12 protein-coding genes are annotated in these 14303 nt (G+C 35.0%); 3 read left to right on the top strand and 9 right to left on the bottom strand.

Going from position 1 to position 14303, the window contains the following annotated elements:
* Position 1: 1 nt before the first annotated feature.
* The 9 genes from BELBA_RS17090 to BELBA_RS17050 form a co-directional block, all read right to left on the bottom strand.
* Complete coding sequence (locus tag BELBA_RS17090; protein ID WP_014773927.1) at positions 2–1291, bottom strand: citrate synthase; 1290 nt, start codon at positions 1289–1291, stop codon at positions 2–4.
* Between the two features lie 304 nt (positions 1292–1595).
* Positions 1596–2015 (bottom strand): BrxA/BrxB family bacilliredoxin, encoded by a 420-nt coding sequence (locus BELBA_RS17085; RefSeq protein ID WP_014773926.1) that lies wholly within the window; start codon positions 2013–2015, stop codon positions 1596–1598.
* 18 nt (positions 2016–2033) lie between these two features.
* The gene (locus BELBA_RS17080) at positions 2034–2375 is read right to left on the bottom strand and encodes a DUF59 domain-containing protein (RefSeq protein ID WP_014773925.1); all 342 of its coding nucleotides are present in this window, start codon (positions 2373–2375) and stop codon (positions 2034–2036) included.
* Positions 2376–2380: 5 nt separating this feature from the next.
* The gene (locus BELBA_RS17075; protein WP_014773924.1) at positions 2381–2809 is read right to left on the bottom strand and encodes a SufE family protein; all 429 of its coding nucleotides are present in this window, start codon (positions 2807–2809) and stop codon (positions 2381–2383) included.
* Positions 2806–4029, bottom strand: coding sequence for a cysteine desulfurase (locus tag BELBA_RS17070; protein WP_014773923.1), 1224 nt, complete (start codon positions 4027–4029; stop codon positions 2806–2808). Before BELBA_RS17070 ends, BELBA_RS17075 begins: the two co-directional genes overlap by 4 nt.
* 9 nt (positions 4030–4038) lie before the next feature.
* Entirely contained in the window at positions 4039–5316 is a 1278-nt protein-coding gene (gene sufD, locus BELBA_RS17065) for a Fe-S cluster assembly protein SufD (protein ID WP_014773922.1), read from the bottom strand.
* Positions 5317–5346: 30 nt separating this feature from the next.
* Complete coding sequence (gene sufC, locus BELBA_RS17060; protein ID WP_014773921.1) at positions 5347–6108, bottom strand: Fe-S cluster assembly ATPase SufC; 762 nt, start codon at positions 6106–6108, stop codon at positions 5347–5349.
* A 37-nt stretch (positions 6109–6145) separates the two neighbouring features.
* Positions 6146–7591 (bottom strand): Fe-S cluster assembly protein SufB, encoded by a 1446-nt coding sequence (sufB, locus tag BELBA_RS17055; protein WP_014773920.1) that lies wholly within the window; start codon positions 7589–7591, stop codon positions 6146–6148.
* A gap of 251 nt (positions 7592–7842) precedes the next feature.
* The gene (locus BELBA_RS17050) at positions 7843–8325 is read right to left on the bottom strand and encodes an Lrp/AsnC ligand binding domain-containing protein (protein ID WP_014773919.1); all 483 of its coding nucleotides are present in this window, start codon (positions 8323–8325) and stop codon (positions 7843–7845) included.
* A gap of 381 nt (positions 8326–8706) precedes the next feature.
* On the opposite strand from BELBA_RS17050, the gene BELBA_RS17045 reads away from it, so the two are divergent.
* The 3 genes from BELBA_RS17045 (at position 8707) to BELBA_RS17035 (ending at position 14213) form a co-directional block, all read left to right on the top strand.
* Positions 8707–9210, top strand: coding sequence for a hypothetical protein (locus BELBA_RS17045; protein ID WP_014773918.1), 504 nt, complete (start codon positions 8707–8709; stop codon positions 9208–9210).
* A gap of 116 nt (positions 9211–9326) precedes the next feature.
* Positions 9327–11252 carry a M14 family metallopeptidase gene (locus tag BELBA_RS17040; protein ID WP_014773917.1) on the top strand — a complete coding sequence of 642 codons (1926 nt, stop codon included), beginning with the start codon at positions 9327–9329 and terminating at the stop codon, positions 11250–11252.
* Positions 11253–11375: 123 nt separating this feature from the next.
* Positions 11376–14213 (top strand): S9 family peptidase, encoded by a 2838-nt coding sequence (locus BELBA_RS17035; protein ID WP_014773916.1) that lies wholly within the window; start codon positions 11376–11378, stop codon positions 14211–14213.
* Positions 14214–14303 lie beyond the last annotated feature (90 nt).

Raw genomic sequence — 14303 nt, 5'->3', positions numbered from 1 at the left:
CTTAACCTCTTTTATTCATAGAAACATAAGATCTGTCAGTTGCCCCTGTATAGACTTGACGAGGTCTTCCAATTGGTTCATTGTTTTCTCTCATTTCTTTCCATTGAGCAATCCAGCCTGGAAGTCTTCCGATAGCAAACATTACGGTAAACATATCAGTTGGAATTCCTAAGGCTCTGTAAATGATTCCAGAATAAAAATCCACATTTGGGTAGAGATTTCTTTCAATGAAATACTGATCATTCAAAGCAGCTTCTTCAAGTTCTTTTGCAATGCCTAAAATTGGATCATTAACTCCTAACTTAGCCAAAACATCATCAGCAGCTTTCTTGATTATTTTTGCTCTTGGATCGAAGTTTTTGTAAACTCTATGTCCAAAGCCCATTAATCTGAAAGAATCATTTTTATCTTTTGCTTTGTCAATAAATTTTTTAGTGTCGCCACCATCAGTTTTGATTGCTTCTAACATCTCGATTACAGCTTGGTTTGCACCTCCATGAAGTGGGCCCCAAAGTGCATTGATACCAGCAGAGATGGATGCGTAGATGCTTGCTTGAGACGAGCCAACCATTCTTACGGTAGAAGTAGAGCAGTTTTGCTCGTGATCTGCATGAAGAATTAACAATTGATCTAATGCTTTAGCTACAACAGGATCTACATCATATTTCTCAGCTGGTAGCGCAAACATCATTTTTAAGAAATTTGAGCAGTAATCAAGACTGTTGTCAGGATAGTTGACTGGATGACCTACTTTGTTTTTGAAAGCCCAAGCAGCAAATGTTGGGATTTTAGCCAAAAGTCTCACTATACTAAGATTTACGTCTTTTTCATTTCTTGTAGGATCTAATGATTCTGGGTAGAAAGCAGTAAGAGAGCAAATCAGGGATGATAAGACCCCCATTGGATGAGAATTAGATGGGAATCCATCAAGGATTTTTTTGATATCTTCATGAACCAATGTGTGGGTAGTGATTTCTCTTGTGAAAAACTCGTATTCCTTTTGGCTAGGCAAGTCACCATAAATCAATAAATAGGCAACCTCTAAAAATGAAGATTTTTCAGCAAGCTCCTCAATACCATATCCTCTGTATTTCAAAATACCATTTTCACCATCTAGATAAGTAATTGCACTTGAAGTGGAACCTGTATTTTTAAACCCTGGATCTATAGTGATCAAGCCAGTTTGAGCTCTTAATTTTGCAACATCAATAGCTTTTTCATTCTCTGTACCTTCAATTACTGGGAGTTCGTATTCTTTTCCTCCGTATGATAACTTGGCTGTATCTGACATATTTAGTTATTATTATTTATTGTTTTTATATTTCTTGATCATTTAACTCTTTTCAAAGCCTTAAGTTAAGAAAAACGGATGTTATTTACATGAAAATTCGTATCAGTGGTAAAATATCAATAATTCATTTAATATGAATCAAATATGGAAGATTCATTCAAATTGAATTTTATTTAACTTAAAATTCTTAGAGCTGGAAGTAATAGTGAAGTTGAATTTGGAATAAAACAAAATAATATTTTGTTTAATCTTTGCAAAGGTGCTATATTTTTTTAGCAAAAAAAAAGCCCCGAAGGGCAATTTTTTATTTGCAGAAGTGCTCAAAAACTTCAACAAGATGATCACCGATCATCTGAGCATTTCTACCTTCGATGTGATGTCTTTCGATAAAGTGAACTAATTCTCCATCTTTGAACAATGCCATAGCAGGAGAAGATGGAGGGTAGGGCAGCACTGCTTCTCTGATTTTATTGACCGCCGATACGTCATTTCCAGCAAAAACAGTAGCTAGATTTGTTGGCTTTACGCTACTTTTATCTAGTGCATATCTTACGCCTGGTCTAGCAGCGCCTGCTGCACATCCACAAACTGAGTTTACTACGACGAAAGTGGTTCCTTTATGATCTTTAAGATGGTTTGTAACATCTTCATCTGTTCTAAATTCCTGAAAACCTACATCAGTCAATTCTGCACGCATTGGTGCTATTAAATCCTCTGGATACATATTATTAGTTTTTAAATTTTAAAGAAATCCTAATTCAAGTTTTGCTGCATCAGACATCATATCTTGCGAATAAGGTGGGTCAAATGTCAACTCCAATTCAACATGATTGATTCCCTGGATTTGTTGAATTTTATCTTTTATTTCACTTGGGATAAATTCTGCTGATGGACAGTTTGGTGAAGTGAGCGTCATTAATACATATACATTATTGACTGGATAAACGCTTATTTCATAAATCAATCCTAGCTCATATACGTCCACTGGGATTTCAGGATCATACACTTGTTTAATGGCTGTGATTACTTTTTCTTTTAATTCCTGACTAGGAATTTCCACCATGTTATTTGTAGTCTCTGACATAATAATTATGCGTTAAGTTTAGCCTGATAGGCTATTGCGTACATTTTCATTTGTTTAATCATCGCAGCAAGTCCATTTGATCTTTGTGATCCAATGATATTCCCCATTCCGATTTTTCCTATAAAATCTAGGTCTGCTTTGATGATTTCTTCTGGTGATCTGCCTGAAAGCACTCTGATTAACAAACTGATCAAACCCTTAGTAATATCCGTATTAGAATCAGCCAAATAGTTGATTTTGTTATTTTCTTCACTAGCTGTTAACCAAACTTTTGATTGACATCCTTTGATGATATTCTCCTCACTCTTATGAGAATCTGGCATTTCAGGGAGTTTATTACCTAATTCCATAATGTAATAAATGGTCGACTCTCTGTCATCACCAAGAATGCTGAATTCGTTGATTATCTCATTTTGAATGTCTTGAATGCTCATTTATTTTTGATTTTTGCAATTTTAGTGACTGAAGCAACAAGGCTGTCAATTTCTGATTTGGTATTGTAAACAGAGAAGGATGCTCTCACAGTTCCTTCAATTCCGAATCTTTGCATCAAAGGTTGTGTACAATGATGTCCAGTTCTTACCGCAATTCCATTTGCGTCAAGCATCATTCCTACATCAAAAGGATGCATACCATTAATATTAAAAGAAATAACGCTGACTTTATTTTTTGCAGTTCCTACTGGAACAAATCCTTTTATTTTATTCAATTCTTCTGTTGCGTAACTCAATAGCTCATCTTCATGCGTTTTGATTGACTTTTTACCATGTTCGTTGATGAACTCTAGAGCTTTACCAAAAGCAATCACATCACCTATGTTGGGAGTACCTGCTTCAAATTTGAAAGGAAGTTCGTTATATGTTGTCTTTGCAAAAGACACTTCTTTAATCATTTCACCGCCTCCTTGATAGGGTGGCATGCTGTCCAGAATTTCTCTTTTCCCATACATTACCCCAAGACCAGTCGGTCCATAAAGTTTGTGGGCAGAGAAAACAAGAAAATCACAGTCAAGGTCTTGCACATCTACTTCCAAGTGGCTGGTAGATTGTGCGCCATCGAGAAGCACTTTTGCTCCAACAGCATGAGCTTTTTCAATGATTTGTTCTACAGGATTGATTGTACCAAGTGCATTGGAAACATGAACGATACTGACTAGCTTGGTTTTTGAAGAAAGCATTTTGTCAAAAGCATCCATATCCAATTCACCTTCCTCGCTAACTGGTATGATTTTCAGAGTTGCACCATTTTCCTCGCACAGCATCTGCCAAGGAACAATATTGGAATGATGCTCCATCGTAGAAATGATTATCTCATCACCTTCTTTGATATACTTTCTTCCAAATGTAGAAGCGATCAAATTGATTCCTTCTGTTGTACCTTTTGTGAAGATAATTTCCTCGACTTCCTTAGCGTTGATAAATGATTGTAAAACTACCCTTGTATTTTCATAATAACGCGTAGCTCTATCAGCTAAAGTATGCGCTCCTCTATGAATATTAGAATTGTCTGTTTTGTAATAATCGGACAAAGCTTCTATAACAGCCAAGGGCTTTTGTGTCGTCGCAGCATTGTCAAAATAAATCAAAGGTTTGCCATTTACTTCTTGATGAAGTACTGGAAATAAACTTCTGATGTGATCGATATTTAATGACATAGGTAATCTTTAAAAATTGCTACCCAATCTCTCTTCTATAAGTTGGATACAATATGATCTAAATGGTTCGTAAGCAATGTGTTCTAAGACTTCACCAGCTACTGCGTATAACAGTAAGCCTCTAGCTTGCTCTTTTCCTATTCCCCTTGCTTGCAAGTAAAACAAAGCTTCCTCATCGAGCTGACCAGTTGTACAACCATGTGAACATTTTACATCATCTGCCCAGATTTCTAGTTGTGGTTTGGTATTGATTATAGCATTTTCAGAAAGCAGAATATTGTTGTTTTGCTGAAAGGCATTGGTTTTTTGTGCGTCTTGTCTGACAAATATTTTACCATTGAACACACCTCTTGAAGAGTCTGTCAAAATACCTTTATATAATTCATTAGAATCTGAATTTGGCTTTGTATGATCAACATTGGTGTGGTTATCTACATGGGTTTTTCCATTGAGCAGATAAAGGCCATACATGTTTCCTACACAGCCTTTGTCTAATAAATTTAAGGTTAGGTTATTTCTTAACATGTCAGCTTGCAGCTGTAGAGCCACAGAGGTGAAAGTAGCATCTCTGTGAATATCAGTTGCGAAATTAGTTACAGAAATAGCTTTTCTATTTTCATTTTGCAATCTATAGTAATAAGCATGCGAATTTTGAGCAACTTTCACTTCAACTACTGCATTAGAAAAATAGGCTTCTTCATCAGCTGAGATCGTATTTTCGATAAAGGTAACATCACTATTTTCTGCTACTTCAATCAAGATTCTTGGCTGAATTATCTGTCCTTCATTTGCTTGATTGAAAAGTAGAAATGCAATTGGCTTTTCTACTTTTTTACCCTTAGCTGTTTGAATATGAAGTCCGTCTTCAAATCCTATATTATTGAGCGCAGTGAAAGGGTCACTTTCGAAAGTGGCTATGTTTCCCAATAATTCAGATTTTGAATCAGATAATTTTGAAAAGCTATAATTTTTTGAAGAAATAGAAGATAATTGAGTGTCTAATAGACCATTATTGAAAACAATAACATCTCCATCAAAACCCTCGAAAAGGTTGGATTTTACATCCGATGAAGAAATTGAAATGTTTTTTGAAGGAGTAAAAGCTGTGATATTTTGCTCAAGCTTTTTACTGATTTGCGTAAATTTATATTCTTCCTCTTTTAAATGGGGTAACCCATTCTTTTTCAAAAACTCAAGACTTGAGTTTCTCAAGTCTTCAAAGCTTGAATATTGCGGAATATTTGTCAGAAATAAATCTGTTAACTTATTTTTAGTAATAGTTGTCATGTTATGGATTCTTTGAATAGTGAAAGGATATTAAACAGAAGCCGCGTCTGCTTCCTCTTTGATCCAGTCGTATCCTTTTTCTTCCAACTCAAGCGCCAGCTCTTTTGTGCCAGATTTTACAATTCTTCCATTGTAAAGAACATGAACAAAGTCTGGAACGATATAATCCAATAATCTTTGATAATGTGTCACTACAATTGTTGCATTTTCAGACGTTTTTAGCTGATTTACGCCGTTTGAAACAATTCTCAATGCATCTATATCTAAACCAGAATCCGTTTCATCCAAAATAGACAAAGTTGGTTCTAGCATAGCCATTTGAAAGATTTCATTTCTTTTCTTTTCACCACCTGAGAAACCTTCATTCAAAGATCTACTTAATAGTTTTTGATCTATTTCAACTACTTTCATTTTTTCTTTCATAATTGAAAGAAATTTTACCGCATCCAATGGATCTAATCCTCTATATTCTCTAACTTGATTTACAGCGGTTCTTAAAAAATTTGTAGAACTTACACCTGGAATTTCCACCGGGTATTGGAATGCTAAGAAAACACCTTCCCTAGCTCGATCCTCTGGGGAAAGGTCTAAAAGATTTTTTCCTTTGAAAGTTACCTCACCCTGAGTTATTTCATATTCTTCTCTACCAGCCAAAACTGAAGCTAATGTAGATTTTCCTGATCCATTTGGCCCCATGATCGCATGAACTTCTCCAGCATTGATTTTTAGATTAATTCCATTAAGTATTGGAGTCCCCTCTATTGAGGCATGTAAATTTTTTATCGTTAACATTTTGTTTCTATTCAATATAAATTATTCAATTAAGATATTATCCTACTGATCCTTCCAAAGTAAGTGCGAGGAGTTTTTGTGCTTCAACTGCGAATTCCATTGGTAATTGATTCAAAACTTCCTTGGCATATCCATTGACGATTAATGCTACTGCATCTTCTGTAGCTATTCCTCTTTGATTACAGTAAAAAAGCTGATCTTCACCAATTTTTGAAGTAGTTGCTTCGTGTTCTACTTTAGCGGTTGGGTTTTGAATATCTATGTATGGGAAGGTATGTGCACCACATTTATCTCCCATAAGTAAAGAATCACATTGAGAGAAATTTCTCGCATTGGAAGCACGTTTCATTACTTGAACTTGGCCTCTGTAAGAATTTTGAGACTTTCCAGCAGAAATACCTTTAGAAACAATTCTTGATTTGGTGTTTTTTCCAATGTGGATCATCTTAGTACCAGTATCAGCTTGCTGATAATTGTTAGTGACAGCTACTGAATAGAATTCACCAATGGAATGATCTCCTTTCAAAATGCATGAAGGGTATTTCCAAGTAACTGCAGAACCTGTTTCAACTTGTGTCCAAGAGATTTTAGAATAGTCTCCTGCACAAATTCCTCTTTTGGTCACGAAATTATAAATTCCACCTTTTCCATTTTTATCTCCTGGAAACCAGTTCTGAACAGTTGAATATTTGACTTCAGCATTTTTAGCAGCATAAATTTCAACAACTGCAGCATGAAGCTGATTTTCATCCCTTTGTGGGGCAGTACATCCTTCTAGATAAGATGCATAAGAACCTTCTTCTGCTATAATTAAAGTACGTTCAAACTGACCTGTATTTGCAGCGTTGATCCTAAAGTAGGTAGATAATTCCATCGGGCATCTGACGGCTGAAGGGATGTAACAAAATGAACCATCAGAAAATACTGCGGAATTTAATGCAGCATAATAATTATCCGTAATGGGTACGACTGAACCTAAATACTTTTTTACTAGATCAGGATGCTCTTTAACTGCTTCGCTAAATGAACAAAAAATGATTCCTAATTTAGAAAGCGTTTCTTTAAAAGTTGTACCGACAGACACTGAGTCCAAGACTGCATCTACAGCAATACCTTGGAGTTTTTTCTGTTCATTTAATGAAATACCTAATCGTTCGTAAATCTGTAAAAGCTCAGGATCTATTTCATCCAAACTCTTTGGTTTGTTTGATTTTTTGGGAGCAGAATAATATTTCAATGATTGTAAATCAATTTTAGGGTAGGTGACATTGGCCCAAGTGGGCTCTTTCATCTCTAACCAAGTTTTGAAGGCTTTCAATCTCCATTCAAGCAACCACTGTGGCTCTTCTTTTTTTGCAGAAATCCATTTGATTATATCTTCATTCAGACCTGTAGCAGCCTCATCCACTTCCATATCCACGGACCAGCCATGTTCATAATCTTTGGATGTAAGTTCTTCTAGAATTTGATTGTCTTTGCTCATGTTTGTGAGTTATTTAGACTAATTATATTTTGTCATGCGAAGATACAACATTTATCTAAATTACTTTGTTCAATGGGATTCAAATTATCTATCTTTAATAGATAAAAAAAATAATAATGTGCTGATATGTTGTGGTTTATATAAAAAATTAGGCTAGTGTTTTAAGAACTAGCCTAATTTTAAAAGTTATAAAAAATCTATGTTTATTTATAATAAATTTTTATTTAGATTTAATCTAAAGTAATTCTGTTTTACAGAGATTTACTGTTCTTCTCAAAAAACTGAATTGGTCTATTGATGCTTTCTTCTAAAACAATTAAAGTTTCAGTCCGATCAATGCCATCTACTTTTTGAATGTTATCGAGAACAGTTCTTAAATGATTGGTGTCTTTACAAATGATTTTTGCAAAAATACTGTAGTTCCCTGTAGTGTAATATGCATTGATAACTTCTGGAATTTGTTTTAGATTATCAATCACCGTATCGTAAAGAGAGCTTTTTTCAAGATAAATTCCCAAGAATGCAGAAATATCATAGCCAAGTTTTGAAAAATCAATATTTAAAGTTGCACTTTTAACAATTCCCATGTCTTCAAGCTTGCGCATTCGAACGTGTACTGTTCCTGAAGAAACAAATACTTTTTTTGCGATTTCGGTATATGGAGTTTTTGCATCATCATTCAGTAATGAAATGATTTTCAAATCTACATTGTCAATATCTAAAATTTTGTCCATTATTTTGAGGTTATATTAGAGGTATGTTAATAAATCAGCCGTCAAATTATGAAATACTTAAAAAAATGCAAAATATTTTTTTCAATTTGTAAAAGTGATTAAAATGCATTTATTTTGGCATCTAAGAATTAAGAGTAAATTATATTTGGTAGAATACGCTTCATGTCAAATATTAAATTGAATAATATAGTTTTATCTTTTTATTCGATTTTAAATTAAAGTAAACTTTTAATCTCTAAAGTTATATTTGGGTTTATATTCTGATAAAGGGTCTTGCTAATGGCAAGACTTTTTTGTTTTCTATTTAAATTTTAAACTGCAAAAATTTGGGTTTGAAAATATTTATTTTGTATTTTTGAATCATTAAAGAAATCAAAGCAGATGAAAAATCTTAAATTCTTCGTTTCACTCCTCGTTACTTTCATTTTGAGTTATGGACAAGTGACAATTGCCAGTGGGTTACAACTATCTAATGGTGATGAAAATGAAGTAGTTACTGCAAATGCTGTTGATTTCAAAAGTGTTACTTTAAAGAAATTAAATTCAACCGATACATATACTCTTGAAATTAATAAAATAGAAAGTGAAAATGAACCTACAGATTTTGGTTCTCCTTGGGCTTGGCCAGAGTTTACATTAGAAATGGTTGATAGTTATACGCCATTCATTTTTAGAACAAAAAATAGTGCAGCTTTAGATGAAGTTAGGTTAGTGTTAAATGTAAATGACAAAGGTAAACTTGTAGGATATGAATTTCTTACGGAAGCTGATAGGGGTCTTGAGCAAAGAATTGCACACGTTTTAAGAAAACTTCCTAAATGTCTTCCAGTTCCAGGGTATGATACCTATGGAGCAACAGATTTTGAGTTAATAATTAAAAGGTAAATGATAAGAGTGTTTAATAATTAGTCCCTGCTGAGAAATCGGTAGGGATTTTTTTTTGAATGGTTAGGATTGATTTTATCCATACCCTATTTTTAGATTAACCAATCTTATTATTCATGAAACACTTTATACTCTCAATTACATGTTCAATAGCCCTTCTGAATATTGGACATGCACAAAATAATAGCTTTCAATCAGAAAAGTTATGGCCTGAGCAAGATGAAAAGGCCACAAATTATACAGTCAAAGGAGAGAGGCATGGCCAGTCGTTTTTCAAAAAACATCAATTTCCTGAAGTTCAATACGAAGCTGGAGATAATCTGGCTTTTGATATTTACCACACTCCCGATGTCATGTATCATTGGTACAAGAAGTGGGCAGAGCAATATCCTGAAATCACAGAATTATATGAAGTTGCTAAATCTTTTGAAGGTAGACCGATTCTTCAAATGACCATTACTAATAAGAAAACTGGAAAACATACAGACAAGCCAGCAGCTTATTTTGAGGGTGGAAGACATGGTGGAGAAGTTACGAGTAGTGAATCAGTTCTATGGTTGACCCAGCATTTGTTGGAGAATTATGGAAAAGATCCCGCTATCACCAAATTAATAGATACAAAGACGATTTATGTTAGACCTCAGAACAATCCTGATGGCTCAACCATGTATTTATTTACAGAGCAAAGAAATAGAAGTACTGTAAGACCTTATGATGTAGATAGAGATGGGCTGATGGATGAAGATCCAGAAGAAGATCTTAATGGCGATGGCATCATCCATTCGATGCGTAAGAAAGCAGTTACTGAAGAGGAAAAGGAAAAGGCGAATTATATCATTGATCCTAGAGATCCAAAAGGGAGGCTAATGAAACGCGTCTTTGAAGGTCAAGGAGATTGGCTGATGTACAGCGAAGGAATCGATAATGATGGTGATGGAAAGTACAATGAAGATGGGATTGGAGGGTTGGATTTACATCGAAATTATCCCGAAAACTGGAGACCTGATTCTGGCGGAGATATGACAGGAAGAGGGTATACCCAATGGGGTGCAGGAGAATATCCACTGAGTGAGATCGAAACCAGATCTACGGTTCTTTGGCTACTATCTCATCCTAATATTTCAGTTGTAAACTCGCTTGATACAAGAGTGCCTATGCATTTGAGACCCCCATCCACTTCCTCAAGTGAAGAGAGTATGTTTCCTTCGGATTTAGAATTGTATAAAAAATTTGATGCAATGGGAGTCTCTATCACTGGCTACCCTTGGGCAGGAGATGTTTATGAAACTTACAGCACGAGATATAAAGTCAATAGACTAACAGGTGATCCGTTAAAGCCAAATCCACTTTTTGGTCATGGACCTGATTTTGGTTATTTCTATTATGGTGCCATGTGGTATGGTGATGAACTTTGGAATAACGGCGCGATGAAAGATTATGATGGGAATGGAATATATGATGATTATGATGCGCTGAGATGGGATGATGAAGAAAATGGATCAAATGGATTCAAGGAATGGGAGAAGTTTGAGCATCCGCAACTTGGGGAGGTAGAAATTGGTGGATTCCATCCCAAATTCTTTTCTCAAAATGGCCCTGCTTGGCAGTTAGAAGGCTGGATTAAAAAACAATCTTTATTCAATTTGGCTATGGCAATGGAACTTCCCCAGATTGAATTGGAAGATATCAAAGTCAAGACAATAGCTGAAGGACAATACGAGGTGTCGGTTTCTTGGATAAATTCCGGTGGACTTCCCGTTGCGCTTGAGCAAGCCAAACGCGTAAAGATCGTTCAAGAAGATAGGATTATGCTTGATTTTGAAAAAGAACTCACTAAAGGATATGAAAATGCGATAGTTCAGATAACCTCACCCGCTCTTTATGATAAAACAATTTATACAGGTTATACGAATGCTGGCGAAAAGAAATCCGCTTCATTCATTGTGAAAGTTAATCAAAAAGAACCTGTGAAAGCTAAATTGAAATTGCTTTCTACCAGAGGAGGTTACGTAGAAAAAGAAATTACAATTGGGAGTAATTAAAATTTAAAGATGAAAGAATTAACGCTTTAGAAGGATTTATCTACAAATTTTTCCTTTAATATAAAACTAAGCGTTTTTCTATGCATTGTTTATTTACTTGCCTTCACTCAAACAAAATGAATTATGATAATTAGAACAAAATACCTCTTAGGGTTAATTTTCTTCTTTGCAGTTCTAAGCACCCAAGGACAGCAAAAAAGAGCACTAACTCATGCCGACTATGATGGATGGGAGTCCGTCTCTTCAGATAGAATCTCTGCAAATGGTCAGTGGGTTGGGTTTGAAGTCAATCCACAAGACGGAGACGGAAGACTTGAAATTGTAAGCCACAGTAATGCACAAAAAAGATTTGTAATTCCTAGAGCTAATAGGCTATCATTTTCTCATGACAACAATTTTGCTGTAGGTAGAATTGTGGCTGAAAAAGATGCTATTAAATTACTGAAACTTAAAAAGACAAAGGCAGATGATATGCCAAAAGATAGTCTTTTTATTATTAACCTTGCTTCAGGTACGGTTGAAAAACTATCTAGAGTAAAATCTTTTGCCACTCCAGATAAAGTAGGCAATTGGCTGGCAGTTCATTTTGAAAAAGAATTGCCTAAGAAAGCAGTGAAAAAAGAGGAAGGCGATACTACAAAAGTAGCAGCACCTGAGAAGCCAAAGAAAACTGATGGAACAACACTTCTAGTAAGATCATTTGATGGAAAGACTACCTACGAATATGACCGTGTAAAGTCTTATGGGTTTTCTGAAAATGGTGGATATTTATACTATGTAAAGGCGACTGAAGATACTTTGAAAAATGCAGGTATTTTTCTTTTAGATTTGAAATCTGGAATTTCGCAAACTATAGATATTGGAAAGACTGATTATATGTCACCTCAAATCTCAGATTCTAATAAATATTTAGCATTCATTACTACTGAGGATTCTTTAAAAGCTGAAAAACCTTATTATGATCTTTATCTTTATGACATTGCTAAGGCTTCAAATCAGAAAATAGCAGATAAAAATACCGCTGGTATTCTTGCTGGTGGAATGGTAAGTAAATCAGGAAGGATAAATTTCTCAGCTGATGATAGTCAGGTTTATTTTGGTACTACTACAGATTATAAGGAGTATGAATACGAATCGGACACCACGATTTTGGATGAAGAAAGAGTAAAGTTGGATATTTGGGGTTGGCAAGATGCTGAAATTCAGCCGATGCAACTGAGAAATAAAAATCGAGAGGAAAACAGAAGTTATCTTGCTGCATATAATATCAAGGATAAAAAAGTTATACAAATAGGTGATGAGCAAGTTTACAACATCAACTATGATCCAAAATCTAAACTAAAAATTGCTTTAGCTACGGATGATTCTCCATATAGAAGAGAATACAGCTGGAACACACAAATTGGAAGGGATACTTATTTGGTGAATTTGGAAACAGGTTCTAAGACACTAATACAAAAAGCTTTGTCTGGTTATGCCCAGCTATCTCCTGCAGGTAAATATGCATATTGGTATGATAACAGTGATAGTTCATGGGTAGCTTATGATATAGCTGCCAAGACTTTTAAAAATCTAAGTGAAAACCTTGATGTTAATGTCTATAATGAGTTGCACGATTCTCCTTCACTTCCTGGAAGCTATGGTGCTGCGGGTTGGTTGAAAGACGATAAAGGATTCTTAATCTATGATAAATATGATATTTGGAAAATAGATCCTACAGGAAAAGTAGCCCCTCAAAATATTACTTTAGGAGCTGGTAGAGAGCAAAATATTGAATTTAGAAGACAAAGAATCGAGACAGAAGAAAGAGAAGGTATAGATCCTGCATCACCTTTTATTCTGACTGCTTTCCATGAATTCAATAAGAAAAATGGATTTTTCACAGGAGATATCAATGGAAAGAAAGCTCCTTCAGAAATCATTTTTACTGACAATAGATACCTTGGCTTGAATAAGGCTGAAAATGCAGATCTTTTAACGATAAGAAGGTCAACGGTTCAAGAATATGCGAATGTGTATGCTACCGATTTGAAAATGTCTCAGTTGACTCAATTGTCTTTTGCAAACCCGCAACAGGATGAAGTTAACTGGATGACTGTTGAGTTAGTTGATTATCTAGCAAATGACAATACCCCACTTCAAGGGTTATTGTTCAAGCCAGAGAATTTTGATCCGAAAAAGAAATATCCGATGATGGTTTATTTCTACGAGAGAAATTCCGATGGATTACACAATTATAGAGCTCCAGCACCAAGTGCTTCGACGATCAATATTCCATATTTTGTGAGTAATGAATATTTAGTGTTTGTTCCAGATATCAAATATGATTTAGGTCTTCCAGGACCAAGTGCTTACAATTGTATTATTCCTGGTGTTCAATCTATTGTAGCAAAAGGGTTTGTAGATGCGGATAATATGGCCATACAAGGGCAAAGCTGGGGAGGTTATCAAGTAGCTCACTTGATCACAAGAACCAATATGTTTAAAGCTGCTGGAGCAGGTGCGCCAGTAGTAAATATGACATCTGCTTATGGAGGGATTCGATGGGGAACAGGCATGAGCAGAATGTTCCAATATGAACAAACACAAAGTAGAATTGGTGGTACTCTTTGGGAAAAACCAATGTATTACTTACAAAACTCTCCCTTATTTTATATGGATAGAGTTCAAACACCAGTGTTAATCATGCATAATGATGCAGATGGAGCAGTTCCGTGGTATCAAGGTATTGAAATGTTTATGGCTTTAAAACGTTTGAATCAACCAGCTTGGTTGTTGCAATATAATGGAGAAGACCATAACTTGGTACAAAGAAAAAACAGAAAAGACCTTTCTATAAGATTATCTCAATTCTTTGATCACTATCTAAAAGGAGCTCCGGCACCACTTTGGATGACAGAAGGACTTCCTGCAGTAGAAAAAGGAAGAACGTTGAAATATGAATTAGAAGACGAGAATTAATAATTCTGTAAAAAATTAAAAAAGAGGCTGTCTTAAAAGTAAATTTGAATAAATTTAAATTTTAAAAACAGCCTAATTTAGCAATAGAGG

This window comes from Belliella baltica DSM 15883 (assembly GCF_000265405.1).
Lineage (GTDB): Bacteria > Bacteroidota > Bacteroidia > Cytophagales > Cyclobacteriaceae > Belliella > Belliella baltica.
The sequence above is the reverse complement of the archived record's forward strand: the minus strand, read 5'-3'. Positions and strand labels throughout refer to the sequence as shown.